24 protein-coding genes are annotated in these 20,480 nt (G+C 49.9%); 12 read left to right on the forward strand and 12 right to left on the reverse strand.

Annotation, left to right across the window (positions count from 1 at the left end; genetic code table 11):
- Positions 1 to 79: 79 nt before the first annotated feature.
- Positions 80 to 604 (reverse strand): CIA30 family protein, encoded by a 525-nt coding sequence (locus tag MJ769_RS02980; protein WP_239234361.1) that lies wholly within the window; start codon positions 602 to 604, stop codon positions 80 to 82.
- A 662-nt stretch (positions 605 to 1,266) separates the two neighbouring features.
- Between MJ769_RS02980 and mgtE the strand changes: the two genes are divergently transcribed.
- The 8 genes from mgtE to MJ769_RS03025 all read left to right on the forward strand — a co-directional run bounded on the left by mgtE (position 1,267) and on the right by MJ769_RS03025 (position 8,511).
- The gene (gene mgtE, locus MJ769_RS02985) at positions 1,267 to 2,655 is read left to right on the forward strand and encodes a magnesium transporter (protein WP_239234362.1); all 1,389 of its coding nucleotides are present in this window, start codon (positions 1,267 to 1,269) and stop codon (positions 2,653 to 2,655) included.
- A 185-nt stretch (positions 2,656 to 2,840) separates the two neighbouring features.
- On the forward strand, positions 2,841 to 4,760 hold the full coding sequence (locus MJ769_RS02990) for a glycoside hydrolase family 15 protein (RefSeq protein WP_239234363.1): 1,920 nt from the start codon (positions 2,841 to 2,843) through the stop codon (positions 4,758 to 4,760).
- A gap of 197 nt (positions 4,761 to 4,957) precedes the next feature.
- On the forward strand, positions 4,958 to 5,569 hold the full coding sequence (locus MJ769_RS03000; RefSeq protein ID WP_239234364.1) for a transglycosylase SLT domain-containing protein: 612 nt from the start codon (positions 4,958 to 4,960) through the stop codon (positions 5,567 to 5,569).
- Positions 5,570 to 5,833: 264 nt separating this feature from the next.
- Positions 5,834 to 6,223, forward strand: coding sequence for a DUF4398 domain-containing protein (locus MJ769_RS03005; protein ID WP_239234365.1), 390 nt, complete (start codon positions 5,834 to 5,836; stop codon positions 6,221 to 6,223).
- Positions 6,224 to 6,243: 20 nt separating this feature from the next.
- Positions 6,244 to 7,398, forward strand: coding sequence for an OmpA family protein (locus MJ769_RS03010; protein WP_239234366.1), 1,155 nt, complete (start codon positions 6,244 to 6,246; stop codon positions 7,396 to 7,398).
- 209 nt (positions 7,399 to 7,607) lie between these two features.
- A complete protein-coding gene (locus tag MJ769_RS03015) occupies positions 7,608 to 7,835 on the forward strand; it encodes a helix-turn-helix domain-containing protein (RefSeq protein ID WP_239234367.1) in 228 nt (75 codons plus the stop codon).
- A 144-nt stretch (positions 7,836 to 7,979) separates the two neighbouring features.
- Positions 7,980 to 8,237 (forward strand): type II toxin-antitoxin system prevent-host-death family antitoxin, encoded by a 258-nt coding sequence (locus MJ769_RS03020; RefSeq protein WP_239234368.1) that lies wholly within the window; start codon positions 7,980 to 7,982, stop codon positions 8,235 to 8,237.
- Positions 8,227 to 8,511, forward strand: coding sequence for a type II toxin-antitoxin system RelE family toxin (locus tag MJ769_RS03025; protein ID WP_239234369.1), 285 nt, complete (start codon positions 8,227 to 8,229; stop codon positions 8,509 to 8,511). The genes MJ769_RS03020 and MJ769_RS03025 overlap by 11 nt, the downstream gene beginning before the upstream one ends.
- 112 nt (positions 8,512 to 8,623) lie before the next feature.
- Here the strand turns inward: MJ769_RS03025 and MJ769_RS03030 are convergent, their stop codons facing one another.
- Both MJ769_RS03030 and MJ769_RS14510 read right to left on the reverse strand, forming a co-directional pair.
- The gene (locus MJ769_RS03030) at positions 8,624 to 8,905 is read right to left on the reverse strand and encodes a HigA family addiction module antitoxin (protein ID WP_239234370.1); all 282 of its coding nucleotides are present in this window, start codon (positions 8,903 to 8,905) and stop codon (positions 8,624 to 8,626) included.
- A gap of 12 nt (positions 8,906 to 8,917) precedes the next feature.
- Complete coding sequence (locus MJ769_RS14510; protein WP_239234371.1) at positions 8,918 to 9,034, reverse strand: type II toxin-antitoxin system RelE/ParE family toxin; 117 nt, start codon at positions 9,032 to 9,034, stop codon at positions 8,918 to 8,920.
- Between the two features lie 307 nt (positions 9,035 to 9,341).
- Between MJ769_RS14510 and MJ769_RS03040 the strand changes: the two genes are divergently transcribed.
- The 3 genes from MJ769_RS03040 to MJ769_RS03050 all read left to right on the forward strand — a co-directional run bounded on the left by MJ769_RS03040 (position 9,342) and on the right by MJ769_RS03050 (position 11,069).
- Positions 9,342 to 9,689: a type II toxin-antitoxin system RelE/ParE family toxin gene (locus MJ769_RS03040; RefSeq protein ID WP_239234372.1), complete on the forward strand. Its 348-nt coding sequence runs from the start codon at positions 9,342 to 9,344 to the stop codon at positions 9,687 to 9,689.
- Positions 9,686 to 9,973, forward strand: coding sequence for an XRE family transcriptional regulator (locus MJ769_RS03045; RefSeq protein WP_239234373.1), 288 nt, complete (start codon positions 9,686 to 9,688; stop codon positions 9,971 to 9,973). Before MJ769_RS03040 ends, MJ769_RS03045 begins: the two co-directional genes overlap by 4 nt.
- Positions 9,974 to 10,457: 484 nt before the next feature.
- On the forward strand, positions 10,458 to 11,069 hold the full coding sequence (locus MJ769_RS03050; protein WP_239234364.1) for a transglycosylase SLT domain-containing protein: 612 nt from the start codon (positions 10,458 to 10,460) through the stop codon (positions 11,067 to 11,069).
- Between the two features lie 137 nt (positions 11,070 to 11,206).
- Here MJ769_RS03050 and MJ769_RS03055 read toward each other — a convergent pair whose 3' ends face one another.
- The 9 genes from MJ769_RS03055 to MJ769_RS03095 form a co-directional block, all read right to left on the reverse strand.
- Positions 11,207 to 15,169 (reverse strand): tetratricopeptide repeat protein, encoded by a 3,963-nt coding sequence (locus MJ769_RS03055; protein ID WP_239234374.1) that lies wholly within the window; start codon positions 15,167 to 15,169, stop codon positions 11,207 to 11,209.
- A 170-nt stretch (positions 15,170 to 15,339) separates the two neighbouring features.
- The gene (locus tag MJ769_RS03060; RefSeq protein ID WP_239234375.1) at positions 15,340 to 15,558 is read right to left on the reverse strand and encodes a HigA family addiction module antitoxin; all 219 of its coding nucleotides are present in this window, start codon (positions 15,556 to 15,558) and stop codon (positions 15,340 to 15,342) included.
- A 50-nt stretch (positions 15,559 to 15,608) separates the two neighbouring features.
- A complete protein-coding gene (locus tag MJ769_RS03065; RefSeq protein WP_239234376.1) occupies positions 15,609 to 16,022 on the reverse strand; it encodes a putative toxin-antitoxin system toxin component, PIN family in 414 nt (137 codons plus the stop codon).
- Entirely contained in the window at positions 16,022 to 16,261 is a 240-nt protein-coding gene (locus tag MJ769_RS03070) for a ribbon-helix-helix domain-containing protein (protein WP_239234377.1), read from the reverse strand. Before MJ769_RS03070 ends, MJ769_RS03065 begins: the two co-directional genes overlap by 1 nt.
- A 105-nt stretch (positions 16,262 to 16,366) precedes the next feature.
- Positions 16,367 to 16,522, reverse strand: a complete 156-nt coding sequence (locus tag MJ769_RS03075) for a hypothetical protein (protein ID WP_239234378.1) — start codon at positions 16,520 to 16,522, stop codon at positions 16,367 to 16,369.
- Between the two features lie 106 nt (positions 16,523 to 16,628).
- Positions 16,629 to 18,050 carry an ATP-dependent RNA helicase DbpA gene (gene dbpA / locus MJ769_RS03080; protein ID WP_239234379.1) on the reverse strand — a complete coding sequence of 474 codons (1,422 nt, stop codon included), beginning with the start codon at positions 18,048 to 18,050 and terminating at the stop codon, positions 16,629 to 16,631.
- Between the two features lie 77 nt (positions 18,051 to 18,127).
- Positions 18,128 to 18,619, reverse strand: a complete 492-nt coding sequence (locus tag MJ769_RS03085) for a hypothetical protein (protein ID WP_239234380.1) — start codon at positions 18,617 to 18,619, stop codon at positions 18,128 to 18,130.
- A gap of 349 nt (positions 18,620 to 18,968) precedes the next feature.
- Complete coding sequence (locus MJ769_RS03090; protein ID WP_239234381.1) at positions 18,969 to 19,238, reverse strand: DUF2442 domain-containing protein; 270 nt, start codon at positions 19,236 to 19,238, stop codon at positions 18,969 to 18,971.
- Positions 19,192 to 19,353 carry a DUF4160 domain-containing protein gene (locus MJ769_RS03095; RefSeq protein WP_239234382.1) on the reverse strand — a complete coding sequence of 54 codons (162 nt, stop codon included), beginning with the start codon at positions 19,351 to 19,353 and terminating at the stop codon, positions 19,192 to 19,194. Before MJ769_RS03095 ends, MJ769_RS03090 begins: the two co-directional genes overlap by 47 nt.
- Before the next feature lie 568 nt (positions 19,354 to 19,921).
- On the opposite strand from MJ769_RS03095, the gene MJ769_RS03100 reads away from it, so the two are divergent.
- On the forward strand, positions 19,922 to 20,480 hold a 559-nt coding region (locus MJ769_RS03100; protein ID WP_239234383.1), incomplete at its 3' end, for an epimerase.

Consider the following 20,480-nt stretch of genomic DNA (forward strand, 5'->3'; position numbering starts at 1 on the left):
ATCTGCTTTCCTGACTGAATTATAGTGGACAGCGCCGGGTTTGTTTCAGGCAACTCCTGCAACATGCCTACTTTCGCACCTAACGAAATAATGACAAGCGACCGATGCATACGTCTGCATGCATTTCCCTACCGATGGCGACGACACCCAGTCGGCGCAATTTCATTATGTCGAGTGGTTTGTCGATACGATAAGGTTGAAAATCATCAAAGCGCAGCCGCAGGGTCTGCCAGTGGGGGAGGGCATGGAAACTGGTGCGATAGGATTGCCAGACAATGCGGGTATCCTCAGTGCGCAGATGCAGGTTATAGACTTCACCGTTTCCATATATCTCGATCTCGATACCCGAATAGTCGCTTGCATCAAGCAAGCCGGAACTTAACAGGTCGATGCTGGCCTGAACGAATCCGCCGTTGTTTTCCAGGCTGACATCCCCAGTCAGTCGCAGGCAGTGACGTCCATTAGTCTCTGTTGGGATGAGTTTGCCCGAAGAAACACCGCCCATAACTGTATCACTGATAACCCGCCAATCCATGCCATTGCTGGCATGCAACGTGTTGCTGTTTCGGTCGTCAATAATCAGTTCCGTAATATTCTTCGTCATGGGTTTTAGTGAGCCCCGGTTTGTTGTTTCCGTTTTCGATTGTGATGAACTCGTCCAAAATAATATTCGAAAGGCCAAATTTCCCGCAAACGTATGATTGCAATACCTGCCTCCGAAGTTTTGCCTGTTCAATGATTATTGTGATGTTGCCACTTTAGTTGCGCTACGGGATAAGGTTAGCACCGATTAAGTTAAGCAAACTTGCGCGTGGTCGCTGACTTTAGAGCCGATGGGCATAGATAGAACGCCTGCTGTCAAATAATCAGATTAAAATGAGCCGGCGCTAATCTGCTTTCCTGACTGAATTATAGAGGAGAGTGTCGGGTTTCTTCCAGGCAACCAGTGCAAACAAAACAAAATGTTCCGTTAGCTTTTATTCCGCAAAGAGAAAGCCCGGCGATGCCGGGTTTATTTATTTCTACTGCAAAGCGTGATCTGACCCTGATTTTTAAGAAGGTGTAAATAAGTGGCGAAATGAAAACTTTAACGATAGTCGTCCGACCATTGGCCGGCAGGCAGAGGGATTACAGCCAAACCTGGAAGAGCGGTAAAGCATTCGCACATCGGCTGCAGTTCACGATCTGATCGTCGCACAATTTCAATCGCGGAAACGCTCGCGAAACTAAAGCAATGGGCTAACATCCGGAAAACGGAGAATAAACATGCAACAGAAACCAGAACACGCTACCAATACCGTAAACAACCAGGAAAAAAGTCTTTCCTTGCTGGTAGAGCAGGCGATGGATGGCGCATCTACAGATCAACTCTTGCATACACTACAACAGCTGCACTCTTCCGAAATCGCGGATGTACTGGAATCGCTTCCGTACGAAGAACGTCTGTTCTTATGGCGATTACTGGATGCCGACACAAAGGGAGATGTGCTGGTTGAAGCCCATGGTGAGGTGCGGCGGCAGCTGATAGGTAAAACTTCATCTGAAGAACTGGTGATGGCCGTGGAGCGTTTGGATTTGGATGCGCTTGCCGATCTGGACGCCCATTTGCCAGACGAGGTGGTTTCTGCAGTATTGCAGGCGATGGATGCGCAGCGAAGGCGCCGTTTCGATGCGGTGCGATCATATCCAGACGACTCTGCGGGCGGACTGATGGATGCCGATGCCATCGCTGTTCGGGGCGATGTCACCCTGGACGTTGTACTCCGCTACGTTCGTCAACTCAGGCGGCAGAAAAAAGAAATTCCAGAGCATCTTGATACCCTCATGGTGGTTAGCAATGACAATGATTTCTTGGGTGTACTGTACCTGGTCGATCTGGTTTCCTCTGACCTGCGCAGCACCGTGGCGGATGTGATGGTTCGTAAGATTGAACCCATTCCGGCTGACATGCCGGCACGCAAGGTGGCCCGTGCTTTCGAGAATATGGACATGATCTCTGCTCCTGTTGTGGACAAAGAGGGGCATTTGATAGGTCGCATCACGGTGGACGATGTGCTCGATGTGATCAGGGAGGAAGGCGATAGATCAGTCAGACAAATGGGCGGGGTGCATGATGAAACAGATATCTTCGCACCGGCCATGACGAGTGCGAGACGTCGTTCGGTGTGGCTTGGCGTCAATCTGATTAACGGTTTTGTAGCGGCATGGGTGATAGGCATGTTCGGGGAAAGTATCGAAAAAATGGTGGCACTCGCGATACTCATGCCCGTTGTAGCCGGCATGGGAGGCGTGGCCGGCACGCAGACGATGACCATCGTGACACGCGGACTTGCTTTAGATCAGGTGGTACGCGGAAATTCACTGCAACTTTTATACAGGGAGCTGGCTGTGGGTGCCCTGAACGGCCTACTGTGGGGTGTGCTGGTGGCAGCGATAGCCGTGTTCTGGTTCGACAACACAATGCTGGGCCTGGTTTTTGCGCTGGCACTGATTATCAATCTGTTTGTCGGGGCACTTGCTGGTACGGTGGTTCCATTGTTTTTGCATCGCATAGGAATTGATCCGGCCCTTGCCGGCGGCGTGCTTCTGATCGCCGTTACAGATGTTTTGGGATTCACGGTTTTTCTCGGGCTTGCCACGCTGGTATTGTTATGAAGTAATCCCGTTTAGCAAAAGACGCACTCCGCGAACTTCCCGAGTGTTTATAAGAGCTAACATGCGACGTTTTTTGTCCAAAAAAACGATGATATGTCGTATGCTTTTGTTTATATATATTTATTTAATTTAGGATTTCTTGTGCCAGGGATCGACCACCTTCTCTGGCTCTGATGCCAAGACCCATGACCCACAAATACACACCGATACGCGACTATGCAGTTATCGGCGATTGCCATGGCAGCGCACTTGTAGGGCTCGATGGCAGTATCGACTGGTGTGCGCTGCGGCGGTTCGATGCCGATCCGATCTTCTGTCGCCTGCTGGATGCCGGGCTTGGCGGCTTCTGGTCGGTTCGTCCGGCCGGGCCAATGACTGTAACCCGGGCCTATGTCCCCGACACGAACGTGCTCGTCACGACTTTCACGACACCTACCGGAACGCTGCGCGTCACCGACTTCATGCCGGTTGGCCGCCAGATCGATGCGAGCGCGCACGACTATGTATCCCTCAGCGCGCCCAACTGGGTCGTGCGGCGCGTCGAGGTGGTCAGCGGGCAGGTCGACGTGAAGGTACGGTACCGCCCTTCGCGTCATTTCGCCCGCGATGACGTGACCCTTACGGTCGCGGCAGGTGTCGTAACCGGTATCGACGTACCCTCGCTGCATTCGGATTTGCCGTTCGTCGTGACGAACGGGGTTGCGGAGGCCAGGGTGACGCTGGGCACAGGAGCATGCCGTGATATGGTCCTGGCTGGCAACTCCGTGAGCGGGGTCGCGCCTGCCACGCGGGTGTGCGAGTTTCTTAATATCACACTTGCTTTCTGGCAGGAGTGGATCGCATATTGCCGCTATAACGGACCGTATGCCGAGACCGTCAAGCGCAGCGCGCTGGTTCTCAAGGCCATGACCTACGCACCCACAGGCGCGCTGGTGGCGGCGCTTACCACGTCGCTTCCCGAGCAGATAGGCGGGGAACGCAACTGGGATTACCGGTACACATGGCTGCGCGATGGCAGCCTGATGCTCTACGCGCTGGCAGCGCTTGGCTACAGTGGCGAGGCGCGGAACTACCACCGCTTTCTTGCAACGGCCTGCAGGGAGACGCTGCCGCGTGTGCAAATCATGTATGGCATTGACCACAGCCACGCTCTCCATGAGCGGGTGATCGAGCATCTTGAGGGCTACCAGGGCAGCCGACCGGTGCGTGTGGGCAATGGCGCCTATTTGCAGCAACAGATCGACGTATATGGCGAAACGCTCGATCTGGCCCTGCTTAGCCAATCGCTTGGCGAGAAGCTGAGCGTGCAGTACCTGCGCTTGTTGCAGACCTTCGCCGAGTTCGTGGCCGCGCATTGGCAAGATCCCGATCAGGGACTGTGGGAGATGCGCGGCCCGCCACGCCACCATGTGCATGGCAAGTTGATGAGCTGGGTGGCGATGGATCGCGCTGCCCAATTGTTTAGCGGTGCGCCACGTTGGCAAAAACTGGCCGACACGATTCATGCCGATATCATGCAATATGCGATAGACCCGGTCGGAGGTCACCTGCGACAGGCCTACGACGGTGGTGTCGACGCGGCCGTGCTGCTCGCGCCGATGCTGGCATTTCCGCTGGATCGTAAGATACTTGAGCGCACGATCGATGTAGTCGAGAAAACGCTGGGGAACGGTGATTTTGTCTTGCGGTACCGCGGTGAGGACGGTCTTCCCGGCGAGGAGGGCGCGTTCCTCATCTGCAGCTTCTGGCTGGTTGATGCCAAGCTTGCGGTGGGGCGCATCGACGAGGCACGCGGACACTTCGAACGGCTGCTCGGCTACGCGAACGACGTTGGCCTCTATGCCGAGGAGGCTGATATCGCGAGCGGCGCGTTCCTTGGAAATTTTCCGCAGGCATTCACTCACCTCGCGCTGGTGAACAGTGCGGCACATCTGGACCTGTACGAAAGGTTCGGCGCTAACGGACTGCAGGGTTCGCATGCCGATCGTGCGAAGCGCTCGGTTATCGCGACCTTTGGCTGGCGCGGCATCGTCGCATCAATCCGCGTCTCCGGATTGCGCGCCAGGTTGTGGTCGTCGGACCGGTCAAAACTCGCCTGGCCCTAGGCTTAGGGGCGATTGTGCATGGTTGCCATTTTTTACCTCTCAGTGATAGTCTTGATAATCCACTAATAGCGCATCGCCATTTTCAAATCGAAAAGTGATGCGCCAGTTTCCATTAAGTTGCTCTTCTTAAGTTGCTTAAATTCCGCCTGATTTTTCCATCCTTTGATTGCTGCGCCCATATTACGGATAATGGAAAAATGATACTAACGTCACGCCCCTATCTTGCTGTGATGGCCATGATGTTGTTGTGCTCAGGCTGCGCGACTTATCAACCTGCGCGTACCGATAATATCTGCTCCATCTTCCGTGGTGAAACCGATTGGTATGAGTCTGCCCGCGATGCCAATGAAAGCTGGGGAACGCCGGTGTGGGTGATGATGGCGATTATCGATCAGGAATCGCGTTTTGTCAGTGATGCGCAACCGGAACGAGACTGGTTTCTTTTTATCCCACTGCCGCGCCGCTCATCGGCTTACGGCTATGCCCAGGCGCAAGATCCGGCGTGGGAAGATTATGTAAATGAGACGGACAACGGCGGCCATGACCGTGATGATTTTGCCGATGCGATCAATTTTGTTGGCTGGTATACCCACACGACGCAACGCATCCTTGGCATCTCCAAATGGGATGCCTACAACCAGTACCTCGCCTATCATGAAGGGCGTAGTGGTTATCAGAGTGGAAGCTGGAAAAACAAGGGATGGTTGAAGCAGGTAGCCAACAAGGTCAGAAATAAATCGGCCGCCTACAATGCCCAGCTGAAGAAGTGCAAGCCGGAGCTGGACGACATGGTGGACAGCTGGTTTTAAAAAATTTAGTACAAAATTTGCAAAATGGATAGGTCAGCTCACTATTTATGTGTATTTATCCTCAAAAATGACTCTGGCCCTTAAGCTGACAACGACACGTTTTCAACCTATTGCTGCTCCATTACTAATGTCACAAAATATTGATTTATTTAATATATTTTGTTCAGGTAATCTTTGAGGCCTTAATGTCTGCTAGTATCAAGGGTTGAACCGATTATCTTCAACGTTCAACTCACAGGATGAAAAATTAAGGATGACAAATTGATGAAAAACTTTTCCCTCAAATCGAATCGAATGATGCATACAGCCGGTTGGGCTGTTGCTGCTTTACTGTTCATGGCAGGTTGCTCAAACAGCCAGGCGCCTAACGAACAAATGGCTGTCTCCAAAGCTGCGGTAAACAATGCAATGCTTGCCGGAAGTAATGAGTTTGCGCCGATCCAGCTCAAGTCTGCAATGGATAAGATGAATGCTGCCGAGAAAGCCATGACAGACAAAAACTATGACCTTGCCAAAAAAATGGCGGAACAAGCAGAAGTCGACGCCAAGCTGGCCGGAGAAATGACGCGCTCAGCCAAGACGCAGAAAGCGGCGAACGCATTGCAGGAAGACGTTCGCGTGCTGCGCCAGGAAATCGAACGTACTACACAATAATCATCAAAATGGAGTTAATTATGCAAAAAGTTCGATACGTTCCCATGAGCCTCATCGTCATCGGGATGTTCTCTGGCTGTGCCACCGTGCCGTCAGAAAACGCTTCTCTCAAGCATGCGCATAGCAGTTACAACAGCGCTCGAAGTAACCCGCAGGTCACCAAGCTGGCAGCAATAGAGCTGCAAGATGCCGGCGAAACGCTGAGAAAAGCTGATGCTGCATTGAGCAAGCGCGAAGGTGATCCCACAGTCAATCAACTAGCTTATCTTGCAAAACAAAAAGTGGCGATCGCGCAGGAAACCGCCAAGCGCAAAGCCGCCGAATTGGAAATTGCCAACGCCAGTGCCCAACGCGATCAAGTCCGCCTGGAGGCAAGAACAGCTGAAGCCGATGCGGCCAAAAAGCGGGCTGAGCTTGCGCAGCAAACTGCCGATCAACGTGCAGTGGCATTGGCAGTAGCCACTGCCAAAACGAAACAAGACCAGGCACTTATTGCTGCAAGAATAGCTGAAGTCGAAGAAGCCAAGAAGCAGGCAGCGATGGCGCAGGAATCCGCTGACAAGCAGGCTGCTGCATTGGCGGAAGCCAGCACCAAAGCTGAACAAGACCAGACAATCATTGCGGCGAAAATGGCTGAAGCCGAAAAAGCCAGGAAGCAGGCAGCGATGGCCCAGGAATCCGCTGACAAGCAAGCTGCTGCATTGGCAGAAGCCCAAGCCAATGCAGCGCGTAACCAGGCACTGATTGCCGAACAGGAAATGCAACTCAAGAAGTTAAAGGCCAAGAAAACGGCTCGTGGCATGGTGATTACGCTGGGTGACGTGCTATTCAATGTCAACAAGGCACGGCTGTCGGCGGGCGGCATCAACAACGTGAAAAAGCTGGCTGACTTTCTCAATAAATACCCGCAACGCAAGGTTATGATTGAAGGCCACACGGACAGCACTGGCAGTGACAGCCACAATCAGGCGCTCTCTGAAAAACGCGCCAATGCCGTTCAGGCCGCACTGGTCGACATGGACATCAGTAGTGATCGCATCGCCACACGCGGATATGGTGAAGCCTCTCCGGTTGCCAGCAACGGCACTGCGGCAGGTCGTCAAATGAATCGTCGAGTGGAAATTATCCTCTCTGACGATGCGGGCAACATCGTTCCACGCGATGAAAAATCCTGAATAAACTCCCAGCCGTTTCATCAGTAAAGTAAGTGGTTGCTGCAAAGAAAAAGCCCGGCATTGCCGGGTTTTTTTGTTTCTACGATCAATCGTGATCGATCTCAGCTTGTTCAAGCAGGTAGTGCACAATCAATCACGCCAATCAGGATACGGTGGCTTTCTTCCGGAGCCAGTGTTTGACGCAGACGCTCTTCTAGTTCTTGGGCACTATGAATTTTCCCGCCGCCATCGGGCAACGTGTTATCGCGTGGCAGATCGAACTGGAAATGAAAGCGCAAATCCTGAATAAAACAGAGTTGGCAAAAAAGATGCACACCAGCCGCGCTGCTATGAATCGCATGCTGGACGAAAACGACACCAGCTTCACGGTCACCACACTGGTCAATGCGATGGTGGTGACGGGCAAAACGTTGAAGGCAGAATTGGCGATGGCTTGAAAAAACAACCGGAGTTAAGCCCGATTAAAATACCTGCAAAAAAAATTGGGTTTCCTCCTCATTATGTTCATTGGTTGGAATCAAAGTAATTGACCATGACCGCACAATTCAATACACTTAAGCGTACATTATTAAGGACAAAATATGGACGCCATACATGCAGGAATCACCATCGGAGTCACCGAGCTGCGCGAGTCACCGACACGTATACTCAAGCGCGCAGAAGACGAAAATCAGGCAGTTGCCATCCTTAACCACAACAAGCCAGCGGGCTACATCGTCTCGCCCAGAATGATGGAAGCAATGCTGGACTCCATCGCCGAAAACATCGCGATAAATCGCGCGAAAGAACGCCTCTCGTCATTAAGCAAAGCGCGCAAGGTAAAGCTGGATGAGCTATGAAATCGCTATCCATCCCGATGCCGAAAAAGAATGGGCAAAACTGGATGGCAGCATCAAGCAACGCTTCAAAGAAAAGCTAGCCAAAGAACGTCTCAAGCTTCCCCGTGTAGCGAAAGACGCACTCCGCGAACTTCCCGATTGTTACAAAATCAAGATCACCACGCCGCAGTTTCGCCTTATTTACCACGTCAACGACGCAAAGAAATTAGTGACCATCCTGTCGGTCGCAACCCGCGATGACGTCTATGCAGATTTACGCGCACGGCTAGGATAATTTATTAGGGGTAAGATCGCCCAGCGATGCCGGTTTTTTTTGTTTCTACAAGAAATTTGAGGGCAGATGCAGGATCAATCAAGTTTAGCCCCATTGATTTACCTTGGTTTTATTACGCTGCCAAGACTAATGGAACGATGCGTGGACGTTGCACCTTGGATGCCAGCCAAAGTTCGTAATCATTTTGTAACCCCATCCACATTACAGGGCTAGTGCCTAAAGCAGCCTGAAGGCGCAATGCCATATCCGCCGAGATACCGGAAGTGCCGTTCAATATTCGGGAAAGCGTAGCGCGTGCCACGCCGAGATGCTGAGCCGCATCGGTAACGCTCATTTCGCCCAGCCATTCTCGCAAGATTTCGCCGGGGTGCGGCGGGTTGTGCATGGGTGCCATTTTTTACACCCCTCAGTGATAGTCCTGATAATCCACCAACAGCGCATTGCCATTTTCAAATCGAAAAGTGATGCGCCAATTTCCATTGACCGTGATCGCCCAGTGGCCTGTCAGATTTCCCTTGAACACATGCAGCTGGCCATATCGGCAGGTACTTTTGCGAGATTCAACGCAGCCAATTGCAATCGTAAACGTGGTGCCTGTGCTGCCTGAATACCGGCCTTGGAGCCTGTCTTAAAAAAGGCATTGATACCTTTGTGCGAAAAGCTCTTTATCATGAAAGGAAATTGTAATGTGACATGTTACACATATCAATGTGGTGAAAACTGAAAGCTGGCGAAGCCGAGATTTATAGGCAATGAATCTCGGTTTTCCCTGATTATTTGCCCTAAAGATATGTTTGCTATGGCGAACCAAAATTGGTACGCTATGCAACATGACCACGCCAACCTTGGACGTTAGATTCTTCAAAACGGATACCGGCAATGAACCGGTACGCGAATGGCTTCGATCTCTGTCGGCAACAGAAAAGAAAATCATAGGTGAGGATATGAAGACAGTGCAATTCGGCTGGCCACTCGGCATGCCGCTGGTAGCGCATCTTGGTGGCGATATATGGGAAGTGCGTATCAGGCTGGAGAAGCGCATCGCGCGAATACTCTTCGCGCTCAAAGGAAATATCATGGTGTTGCTACACGGCTTCATCAAGAAACAACAAAAGACGCCCAAGCCCGATCTCGATCTGGCGAAGGAGCGATTGAAACAATTAAGGAGAAAAGCATGAGCAAGAAAAATATCGGCAGCAGCTTCGATGAATTTCTTACCGAGAACGCCACGCTGAATGAAGCCACCGCTGTCGCCGTCAAACGTGTCATTACGTGGCAGATCGAACAGGAAATGAAAGCGCAAAACCTGAACAAAACAGAGATGGCGAAAAAGATGCACACCAGCCGCGCCGCCTTGAATCGCCTGTTGGACGAGAACGACACCAGCCTCACGCTCACCACACTGGCCAGTGCAGCAGCGGTGCTGGGCAAGACGTTAAAAATGGAACTGGCGGTGGCTTGAGAAACAAATTCGAAGCTAAGCTTTTTACCTCTTCATACTTTCAAAAAGTGTGATTGCAATACCTGACCCAATACTATTCGGATAATGCCGTTCGCCCTTAGCTTGTCGAAGGGTGGGTGTTCGGACATAAGGCTTCGACAAGCTCGGCCCGAACGGTTTTCTGGTTTGCCTGGCTTAACCGAACAGCATTGATACCTGACCCTATCGATTGCAAGATCGATCGAGTTTAGCCCCATTGATTTACCTTGATTTGATTACGCTGCCAAGGCTAATGGAGCGATGCGTGGACGTTTCACTTTGGATGCCAGCCAAAGCCGTATTCAGTAGCATGAAAAAACAATCCGCCAAATTGGCTGCCGCAGACAATAGCTATTAAGCCGTATTGCGCGGATCAACCACTGCCTCCGGGTCTCACGCTTTGCTTAAATTTCCCCGGATTTTTCCATTCTTTGATTGCTGCGCCCATATTACGGATAATGGAAAAATGATACTAACGTCACGCCCCTATCTTGCTGTGATGGCCATGATGTTGTTGTGCTCAGGCTGCGCGACTTATCAACCTGCGCGTACCGATAATATCTGCTCCATCTTCCGTGGTGAAACCGATTGGTATGAGTCTGCCCGCGATGCCAATGAAAGCTGGGGAACGCCGGTGTGGGTGATGATGGCGATTATCGATCAGGAATCGCGTTTTGTCAGTGATGCGCAACCGGAACGAGACTGGTTTCTTTTTATCCCACTGCCGCGCCGCTCATCGGCTTACGGCTATGCCCAGGCGCAAGATCCGGCGTGGGAAGATTATGTAAATGAGACGGACAACGGCGGCCATGACCGTGATGATTTTGCCGATGCGATCAATTTTGTTGGCTGGTATACCCACACGACGCAACGCATCCTTGGCATCTCCAAATGGGATGCCTACAACCAGTACCTCGCCTATCATGAAGGGCGTAGTGGTTATCAGAGTGGAAGCTGGAAAAACAAGGGATGGTTGAAGCAGGTAGCCAACAAGGTCAGAAATAAATCGGCCGCCTACAATGCCCAGCTGAAGAAGTGCAAGCCGGAGCTGGACGACATGGTGGACAGCTGGTTTTAAAAAATTTAGTACAAAATTTGCAAAATCGATAGGTCAGCTCACTATTCATGTGTATTTATCCTCAAAAAGGACACCTTAAGCTGATGACCCCAATTCATGACTGTATATCTCTTTTTTAAAAAATCGAAGCCAACTCTCTAGTTCGTCGCCAATTCAATTCTTTTATCTGAGTAAGCTTTCATAAAGTCATCATAGTCCTGCGTTCCCTCAACTAAACCAGATGAAAGCGTCTCAATAATTACTCCCCCAATCTCAGACGTTTCGATTCCACTCGAAGATTTTGTTTGCGCAACTTTTGCATTAGCATTAGCGATTTCAGCGCTCAAGATAGCCACATCCAGCAATGCCTTTTTCATACTTTTCTCATTTGAAGATACTCCTAAGACTTTTTCAACCGCATCTCTGTATACGCTCCATAGTCGCTCCATGCTTTCTTTCTTACACCCTCGCATAAAGCTTCCTGCTAAAACAAGTGAATTTGCCAAATGCATCTCAGGAGGTGCCCCCAACTTTTCGTTAAATTGGACCTTCTCGGCCCAAAGCTGCCAAATCGCCGCGACAATCTCTACTCTCTCTGTTCCTTCTCGAGACAGATAGGAGAGCAAATAAGCTATATGTCTAACTAGACCTTCATAGTTCAGCTTGAAGTCCCAAACACCTTTAGCAAGAGCCATAAAGTCATCTGCACTTTTCAGCATGCCAAGGATTATTGTGGATTCAGAATAAGAAACAATTTCGGGTGGGATGGCTGCAAGGAAATACTTTTGCTGCACTACTATTCCAACGTTCCACCGACATAGTTGCGCTAAGGTTTTCGCAACGTCACCACATGAAAAATGCCCTTGAGTCTCCAAAGCTTGGAGTACATCCAATGAGCAAATGCTTGTCGTTTTAGGTGTTTCATGTGTCAGATACATTCTGAAAACAGCATCATCCGAGTACAACAAATAGTCGCCTGTTTTGCATATCTCCAAGAACTCGTTTGTTTTGGCTATTGGGCCACCAGATAATATGGCCTTGGACAAATTTCCCGGTTGAATTACCTGTGAGAGATTATTTCTCAGTCTTTCGAGCACACGGTCTATAAGAGCAATGTTGAATGTCCCCGTAAACGGGTGAGACAATGAAGTCAGTTCAGCAATAACAAATTTCGGTACCGCAATGCGGCCAAACAGCGTTATAACTTTACCCAGCAGCTCCAAGTCTTCCAGCAAAAGCAAAGTAGGCAAGTCGAGCAAAGGTAATTTTTGAGAACCATCAGACAAATCAACTGGGACACGATCAACCTCAGCTAACAATAGCAAATGGTACTGTCTGGCATCTTTCTTCGAACTCTTTGCAACTTCCCATAAATGAGCTACATCCCGAATATTCGGTAATAATCTTGGCCTCCAAATAAACGGTGCCGACATTTCACCTGACTGCAATTTTCTTTCATTACGTTCGAGGTTGGCGATTATTTCAGGCGTCATGCCTGTCAATTCACGGAGCTTTTTGAGGATGCCTTCCCCATCTTTCGGGACTTCAACCTGCCGGAGCAATCTAGAGTCAGAAAACTGCTCTGAAAACTTTCTCAGCCGTTCTTGAAACAGTCTAGCCTCGTCCTGATCCACTTCATCTTCTTTTGTGCTTAAGGTCGCCGCGAAGAATAGCTGCAGGTAAAGGCCTTCTTCCTCTTCTATATCCCTTTGTACGAGTTTTCCGAGTTGATCTGCAATCCCTTTTAACGAGTTGCTTCCAGGATTTATTTTGTACTCCAAGTTAAACAGTAACTTTAGAGCATCCAATTTGTCTTCGCGCAATGTGCTTTGCTGATAATGCTTTCTAACAAGTTCCTTTGCTTCTTCAAACAATCCGCAGCGACTGGCGATACTGATGTATTGTTCGTAAGCAGTAGCATCATAACCGTCTGCTTTTAGAACCGTATTCAGCGATTCAAGCGCACCAGCCACATTACCTTTCTTGTCCAATGCGAATGCTCTGAGCACATGAAACCGTGTTTGATCACCGTATTTCAGAAGGGCCTGATCAGCCAATTGAATGGACTCATCCCACCTGCCAGAGGTAATAAAAGCTTGCCCAAGGTGCAAGTTCTCATCCAACCCCAGCAACCGATGTGTTCGAATTGCTTTTGCCAGTTCAATGCATTCATTCGCCTCATCCTTCTTGGTTGCATCTAGAACCATGAACAAGTGAGAACTAACGGTTACCGACTCCGGATATTTGTTATGAGCCTGGCGCAAGTTGTCCAATGCCTCAGTAAACTTGAGCGAATCAGAGCTATCAATGACAAACTTTGCTACTGCAAGTGCGTCATGCCATTTGGGTTCCTGATTTAGCCTTGTCAAAAATAATTCGCGTTTACCTGGATGGATGACGTCGTCGCTTGATAATGCAGCCACACACATACATGAGGGATATAAGTCACTCTCACCGTTGTAAGGCAATAATCTCTCACCCAACTCGATAACCTTGTCTTTATTCTTCAGCTCATAGTTGGCTAGTGTTCTTTTACACAGAACCTCTTCATCCTCTGGTAATCGTTCAAAAGCCTCTAATGCCGTTATCCTGTCCCCTGAAGTGATTGCAAGTTGACCCAGGGCCTCATTTACAGCATGCAAATATGGCCGGGATTTGGCCAAGTCTTTTATCAGTGGCAGCACCTCATACTGTTTCTCAAGTACTTGGGCCGTTATCGCGACCATATCTAACAGGTACTCAACTGCTATCGGCCACCCAGCTTGTTTCATTTGACCTAAGACCACTGTTAGAGTGGACCATGTCTCCAGAACTTTATTAATCTTCATCCTCGGAGTGCCATATGTAGGAATCCTTAAGGGATATGGCTTGCCAACCAAGTCGAATGCCTGAATGAATTGCGCTCTCGATAAAAACATTCGGAGAAGTCGCTCATCTCTTTCTCTCAGGCCCCCTTTCTCGATTGAAGAGGTACAGGTGCCTTCAAGCCCAATCCAATCACCTTGTAGCAAGTAGACTTTTGCTTTCGCTACAGCAGCATCTTTTAAAACCATGCCATCAAGGCACTGAAGGGCATCCGCATAAGAACCAAGCAACGATAAGATCACAGATCTTAAATAAAGTGACTCTCTTGAACCACTATTAGGAACAGACTGCAGAAGCTTAGAAAGCTCTCCCTGATCTTGATCATCGCTAATAAGTGACAAGCGGGTCTCCAACCATCCAATTAAGTATCGCTCTTCTTCTTCCATTAGCAAATGAGCTTTTTCGAACACAGTACATGCTTCCAATTTTTTATTTTGTATCAGTTCTACTCTCGCAGACTGATAGTGGAATTCGGCTTCCTCATGTGCATTTTTATCTACACTGGCGAGTGGAGTTAGAAGCTTGATTGCCCCTTGGTCATCACTATGTTCTAGTTTTTCATGAACTGCTTTGAGCTGATGGGCCACACTTCCCTCAGGAGAAGTCAGCCAAGGGAATTGAGACCCTGACAGGGTTGAATCGAGGAACGTCTCGCCACTAATTAATCTATCCCTGATCCCTTTATAAACTTCGCTTTCTCTACCTGGAGATTTTTGGCTAATAACAGTGTGCAAAACATCTGAAGCCCTAAGCTTTTTTACCTGTATGAGCAGGTACTCTAATATCTTGTCATGAGATTTTTCCGTTAGCAGGTTACTAATCGGGACGTGGAATGTGTGTTCCTGCTGAGCCGATGAAAAATATTCTTCATCCCCTAGTTTTTCCTTGATCTCATCATGAACCCACTGAAAATATACAGGACATTTCCTCGGGTCATTGTCAGCAGACAGATCAGCATACAATAAAAGAATTGGTTCAGTTGTATTGCAATAGAAATTCAAAGTAGTTGTTTTTAATGGAACATCAATCAGCCCTTTCTTGCTGACCTTAGTATTTTCACTCCCTTTCAACTGACCTCTAAACGGAACTATCACAGAACCCGCATTTGTTATTTGGAAGTGATAATCAAAACCAACATCACAATCGCCATCTAATGCAATTTTCTGCCAAGTCAGCGGCTGATTTGCACTAAGTGCTTTTTGGGCATATCTACCTATGCGCTGTGAGGCACCTACTTTGGGGTATTCAGGTTCCATCTAGCTAAGTCTTATAATTGTATGGTGTATGATTAAAATGTACCGGACTCGAATTGTTTTTGCTGATAAAGCTACGCAGTCAGCAATTCTTTCTTCAGCGGCTTGATGTTGGCCAGCTTCTCCGGATGCTGTTGCACGTCCCATAGATCAACAGCCTGCTGCATGCGCAACTAGCTTTCGGGTGTCGTGTTGAGCAATTTGGCGACGCGCAGCGCCATCTCCGGCGTGACTCCGCGCTTCTCATGCAGCAGTTCCGACAAGGTGAGCCGGGACACGCCGAGGCGTTGGGCTAGCTCGGTCTGTGTCATTTCCAGCGTGGGCAGCACATCTTCGCGCAGGATCGCGCCCGGATGAGTGGGGCGACGGTTGGGATTTCGTAGTGACTTCATCAGTGATAGTCCTTCAGGTTAAGAATGATAGTCCGCGCTTTCGTATTGACTCACTTCAGCACTACATCACAAAAGGCGGCTGGGGTGATAATTCTGGTTCGTTCAATATGACCACGTTGCGATAAGCCAGCGCGGCGATCACCTGTCACCAAATAATCTGCATCGCCCTGCAGTGCCATCGCCAATAAAAACGAATCGTCGGGGTCCTCGGCTTCAGTGGTGATGGTCAGTTTTTCCAGCACGATGCCACGCTGCAAGTTGTTGAGCATAGTGCCCACTTTTGAGGGCTGTAAAACGGCTTTAAATTTTGGATAGTGGCTGGCTCGGCGAATTTCTTCCAATTGTGTTTGCGAGGTCACCACCTCAAATCGCGCCGCACGCCAGGCACGATAAATTGCATCAGGAACACCATGAGGAGATATAAGCGCACTGAACAGAATGTTTGTGTCCAGAACGACGCGCATCAGCGTTTACGCGCCCAGGTTAAAGCCTCGTCAACCATTGATGTTATGTCAGCTTCGCTCACGTTATTGTTGCTGGTTTTCGCTTGTTCGGCTGTCAGCTCTAAAATATGTGCCTGTACTGCTTCCTCAATAAAGCGTGATAAATCTCCTTTTTTGCCTCCTCCCTGGCTAGCGAGAAACATGCGAAGAGATCGATCTGTGTCGGCTGAGACAGCAACATTCCAGCGAGTCATATTCATGGTGATCCTTATTTATCGGTGTTTGTGTGTTTATACGCCAACATTTTAGACGATGCAATAGTGAGTTTGATTTAATTAATTATTTAATATAATCAAATAGATGATTCAATTTTTGAAAAATAGTCTGGATACATCCGCGCGTGCGGCCAACTCTCTGACAGTCATTTTGTGTTCAATACGAACAACGCGAATCATCATCCCAAGCAAAGCGAAGGACTCTTTGGCGTAGCGAGAATAAGCACGAGAGATTGGCTTTGTCATACAAGTTACTCATAAATAAGTCCTGATGTAATCTTAGGACTTGTTTATGGTCAATATAGCGTGCACGCATAGCGCTATTTCAAAGGGCAAGCTTCGAATTCCTCGCCTACAGCGCCTGCACCTTAACCGTCTTGCCCTTCACCTTGCCCGCCGTCAATTTGCGCACGGCTTCGTGGGCAATGTTTCGATCCACGGCGACGTAGGTGGAGAACTCGGTGACGGCGATCTTGCCGACTTGTTCGCGGGTATAACCCGCATCACCGGTGAGCGCGCCCAACACATCGCCTGCGCGTATTTTCTCTTTGCGCCCGCCGAGTATTTGCAGCGTGATCATTGGCGGCACCAGCGGGGACTGATCGTCTTCTTTCAATTCGTCCAGCTCGTGCCACTCCGGTACGATGCGCATCGATTTGGCGATGGTGATGATGCGGTTGCGATCCGCCGGTCCGCACAGTGTCAATGCCCAGCCGTTCTGGTCGGCTCGCCCGGTGCGGCCGATGCGATGTAGATGGATTTCGGGGTCGGGCGTGACATCGACGTTGATGACCATTTCGAGCTTGTCGATATCCAGTCCGCGTGCGGCGACGTCGGTTGCCACCAATACAGTACAGCTGCGGTTGGCAAACTGGATCAGCACCTGGTCGCGCTCACGCTGTTCCATATCGCCGTTCAGGGTCAGCGCCTTGATACCTTGGGCATACAGCGCTTCGAGCAGCGAGCGGCATTGCTGCTTGGTGTTGCAGAAGGCCAGAGTGCTGACCGGGCGGTAGTGTTTCAACAGCACCGCGACTGCTTGCAGGCGCTGTGCCTCTTCGACTTTATAAAATCGCTGGCGTATTTTGGTTTCCTCATGTTGCTCCAACAGCTTCACTTCTTGCGGTGTACGCATAAACTGGCGCGCCAGCCGCGTTATGCCGTCGGGGTAGGTCGCCGAGAACAGCAGCGTCTGGCGCTCTGCCGGGCAACGCTTCGCGACGTACGCGATGTCTTCGTAAAAACCCATGTCGAGCATGCGATCCGCTTCATCCAGCACCAGTGTGTTGAGCGCTTCGAGGTTCAGCGTGCCGCGCTCCATGTGGTCCATGATGCGTCCCGGCGTTCCGACCACGATGTGCGCGCCGTGTTCCAGGCTGGAGATCTGCGGGCGCATAGTCGAGCCGCCGCACAGCGTCAGTATCTTGATGTTGTCGGCAGAGCGCGCCAGCCGGCGTATTTCCTGGGTGACCTGGTCAGCCAACTCGCGCGTGGGGCAAAGCACCATCGCCTGCACCGAAAAGCGGCGCGGGTTGAGTTTGGTGAGCAGGGCCAGAGCAAATGCCGCCGTTTTGCCGCTGCCAGTTTTTGCTTGCGCGATAAGGTCGTGTCCCGCTAACGTTATCGGCAGGCTGGCGGCCTGTATCGGTGTCATCGCCAGGTAGCCGAGTTGCTGCAGGGTCGCCTGCATCGCGGGCGCCAGCGGCAGCCCGTTGAACGAATTGCCGGTGCTGTCTGTGGAGTTTGGTGAGGTGTTGCTTGGTTGGGTAGTCATATTTTGATCCTGCATTTTGCAGCGCAATTGCATCGCGTTTTAAGGTGAGCGCCGATGTTCCCGTTGGCGATCACGATTCAGGTCTTGCGCCGCTTGGATGGAAACGGCTTGCCCTTGAAATTAGCCAGTTCCTTGGTGGGTATCCAGACCGCCTTGGGTTTGTCTCTCAGCAAGTTTCTGCCCGCAGTTTTTTTGCCCGCCCGAAACGCTGCTATAGCGGCAAGGAGCTGATCGGATGGTATCAGGATGGCCGCGTGCTCGCCCTTGCGGTGGTAGTTGGCGAGATGCTCTTTGAGGCGAAACAACTTCTTTTCCGTGTCGTCATTCTTGCGCTGGCTGGTCATCATTTCCTGCGCATCGGCCGAGAGCGTATAGTCGCCTTCAATCTCTATAACCAGGCCGTATGCCGACATCCGGGCGAAGGCGTCTGATAATTTATTCCCGGAAGGGATCGCATCATGTGCCAGATCAATTGCCGTAATGATCTCCGTCAGGTCAGCAGGCCGCCGCTTCGCCGCGACAGACAGGGACAATAAAAGAATCGCATCAACATCTTGGACTGGGTACATCGGAACCTTTACTTAATAAATGAGCGCCAAAGCTGGTCGCGAGGGTGTGAGAACAATTGGGGGTAGGGCACGTTTTCTATTTTAAGCTTAAAAGGGCCAACAGCGGTTTTAAGTCGCCTCTAAAAATTCAATTTTCTATATGAACTTCGAGACCAACATTCAAGCGTAAGCGAACTGCGCTGAAAATTGCAGCCAGATTATCCATGCTCGGATTGCCATTCTGGGAAAGCATTCTGTGCAAGCTCTTGCTGGGTTTGAAGGAACTCGCCGCACAACGAGCAAGTGGGACGACCATCAATAAATAGATATGCAGGCATTAGGGCGGCTGGCTCCGTCCCCAGATGTTTTTTTAAGCGTCCGCTACCAGCGGGTAAGCAGCAGGGTTTCTGATGGATTCAACATCCAAATCCACATCCAGTTCCGGCCAGTACAAATGGTGGGGCTGCGGCAACTCGACATTCATCAGCTTGCCGATTGGAGCTTGCGCGAACCATGGGAATTCACTGAACGGAACAAACAGCTCCTCGTCTCCAAGCAGAAGCCAGAAGCCATGTCTTGAAACATTGGTAACTTCAGCTTCCAAAATGTCGTTGCCAAGCAACTCGGATGTCATATTCATGTTCCTCAATAAGTGTTTGTGCTTGCTTTAACGCCTTGCCACTCAAGCCGATGTTCTGCGCAATCTGCGGATCCAGCCAGAACTTTGCTTCCCCCTCCGCATGATTGACATGCACATGCAGATGAGCTTCTTCACGAGAAAAGAAAAAGAAGCGAAAGCCATACGCGCGGAAAATGGTTGGAGCTATGCAGTTATCATAGCATTCGCAAGCTTTCAGGTGAAACCTGTAGCGGGATTGGTATGGTTGGATGCTGCGTGTCTAGACCTCGGTTTTTAAAATGCATGATTATCAGTTCTAACATTCCAAACAGCTCGGTAGATTGGGTTGAATGAAATGAAGCCCAACATCTCTCACTCCCGCACCAACCTACGCCATGCTCGTATTTCCTGCAAAAGTTTGCGCACCGCCGTAGGGATTGCAGTTTGCAACGCATCATCCACATTCAGCTACACTCTGCATGGCTCCTAAATTTGCTTGGGTTTGTTAATTACTTGCAATAGATAAGGGGGACATGCAGCTTGAAATGTGTAAAAGTATGCGTGAATGTTTATAGTGCAATAGGGTATAACTGGGTCAGGGTAAATTTAAAGTTTCTGTTATGAAATCTTGCAATTATTCAATTCACTAAATTTACTCTGACCCTCAGTTACCCCGCGCTTTGTGATTGATAAGGAACCAGTTCATGAAAATACTGATAACAGGCGGAACTGGGTTTATTGGCCAAACATTATGCCCGGCATTACTTGCAGCGGGTCACACATTAACGGTTTATAGCCGCCACCCTGATAAAGTCAATGCCATATTTGGCGATCAAGTGACGCCACTCAAATCCTTGAAGACACTATCCGAGTCTGATTATTTTGAAGCCATTATCAATCTTGCTGGCGCACCGATTTTTGGTAAACGCTGGACGGATGAGCGCAAACAAGTCCTTCTACATAGCCGCATTGATGTTACTCAGGATCTGGTGAAATTTATTGCGCGAGCACAAACTAAGCCTAGAGTTTTCTTGAGTGGCTCAGCAATTGGCTACTATGGTAACCAGGGCGATACCATACTCGATGAAACATCACCTGGCCAAGATGATTTTGGCCGCCAGCTTTGTGTCGAATGGGAAAACGAGGCAGTGAAAGCCAAGGAGCATGGTGTTCGAGTATGCCAATTACGCACAGGCCTGGTTATTGGCAAAAATGGCGGTTTCTTACAGCCGATGGTACTGCCGTTCAAATTAGGGTTGGGTG

This window comes from Candidatus Nitrotoga sp. BS (assembly GCF_927797785.1).
In the GTDB taxonomy this organism is placed as follows: Bacteria; Pseudomonadota; Gammaproteobacteria; order Burkholderiales; family Gallionellaceae; genus Nitrotoga.

What these genes read in the sequence shown, in the direction of transcription:
- MJ769_RS02980 (WP_239234361.1), bottom strand. Translation starts at nt 604, where the DNA reads ATGACGAAGAATATTACGGAACTGATTATTGACGACCGAAACAGCAAC.
- mgtE (WP_239234362.1), top strand. Translation starts at nt 1,267, where the DNA reads ATGCAACAGAAACCAGAACACGCTACCAATACCGTAAACAACCAGGAA.
- MJ769_RS02990 (WP_239234363.1), top strand. Translation starts at nt 2,841, where the DNA reads ATGACCCACAAATACACACCGATACGCGACTATGCAGTTATCGGCGAT.
- MJ769_RS03000 (WP_239234364.1), top strand. Translation starts at nt 4,958, where the DNA reads ATGATACTAACGTCACGCCCCTATCTTGCTGTGATGGCCATGATGTTG.
- MJ769_RS03005 (WP_239234365.1), top strand. Translation starts at nt 5,834, where the DNA reads ATGAAAAACTTTTCCCTCAAATCGAATCGAATGATGCATACAGCCGGT.
- MJ769_RS03010 (WP_239234366.1), top strand. Translation starts at nt 6,244, where the DNA reads ATGCAAAAAGTTCGATACGTTCCCATGAGCCTCATCGTCATCGGGATG.
- MJ769_RS03015 (WP_239234367.1), top strand. Translation starts at nt 7,608, where the DNA reads ATGAATTTTCCCGCCGCCATCGGGCAACGTGTTATCGCGTGGCAGATC.
- MJ769_RS03020 (WP_239234368.1), top strand. Translation starts at nt 7,980, where the DNA reads ATGGACGCCATACATGCAGGAATCACCATCGGAGTCACCGAGCTGCGC.
- MJ769_RS03025 (WP_239234369.1), top strand. Translation starts at nt 8,227, where the DNA reads ATGAGCTATGAAATCGCTATCCATCCCGATGCCGAAAAAGAATGGGCA.
- MJ769_RS03030 (WP_239234370.1), bottom strand. Translation starts at nt 8,905, where the DNA reads ATGGCACCCATGCACAACCCGCCGCACCCCGGCGAAATCTTGCGAGAA.
- MJ769_RS03040 (WP_239234372.1), top strand. Translation starts at nt 9,342, where the DNA reads ATGACCACGCCAACCTTGGACGTTAGATTCTTCAAAACGGATACCGGC.
- MJ769_RS03045 (WP_239234373.1), top strand. Translation starts at nt 9,686, where the DNA reads ATGAGCAAGAAAAATATCGGCAGCAGCTTCGATGAATTTCTTACCGAG.
- MJ769_RS03050 (WP_239234364.1), top strand. Translation starts at nt 10,458, where the DNA reads ATGATACTAACGTCACGCCCCTATCTTGCTGTGATGGCCATGATGTTG.
- MJ769_RS03055 (WP_239234374.1), bottom strand. Translation starts at nt 15,169, where the DNA reads ATGGAACCTGAATACCCCAAAGTAGGTGCCTCACAGCGCATAGGTAGA.
- MJ769_RS03060 (WP_239234375.1), bottom strand. Translation starts at nt 15,558, where the DNA reads ATGAAGTCACTACGAAATCCCAACCGTCGCCCCACTCATCCGGGCGCG.
- MJ769_RS03065 (WP_239234376.1), bottom strand. Translation starts at nt 16,022, where the DNA reads ATGCGCGTCGTTCTGGACACAAACATTCTGTTCAGTGCGCTTATATCT.
- MJ769_RS03070 (WP_239234377.1), bottom strand. Translation starts at nt 16,261, where the DNA reads ATGAATATGACTCGCTGGAATGTTGCTGTCTCAGCCGACACAGATCGA.
- MJ769_RS03075 (WP_239234378.1), bottom strand. Translation starts at nt 16,522, where the DNA reads ATGACAAAGCCAATCTCTCGTGCTTATTCTCGCTACGCCAAAGAGTCC.
- dbpA (WP_239234379.1), bottom strand. Translation starts at nt 18,050, where the DNA reads ATGACTACCCAACCAAGCAACACCTCACCAAACTCCACAGACAGCACC.
- MJ769_RS03085 (WP_239234380.1), bottom strand. Translation starts at nt 18,619, where the DNA reads ATGTACCCAGTCCAAGATGTTGATGCGATTCTTTTATTGTCCCTGTCT.
- MJ769_RS03090 (WP_239234381.1), bottom strand. Translation starts at nt 19,238, where the DNA reads ATGAATATGACATCCGAGTTGCTTGGCAACGACATTTTGGAAGCTGAA.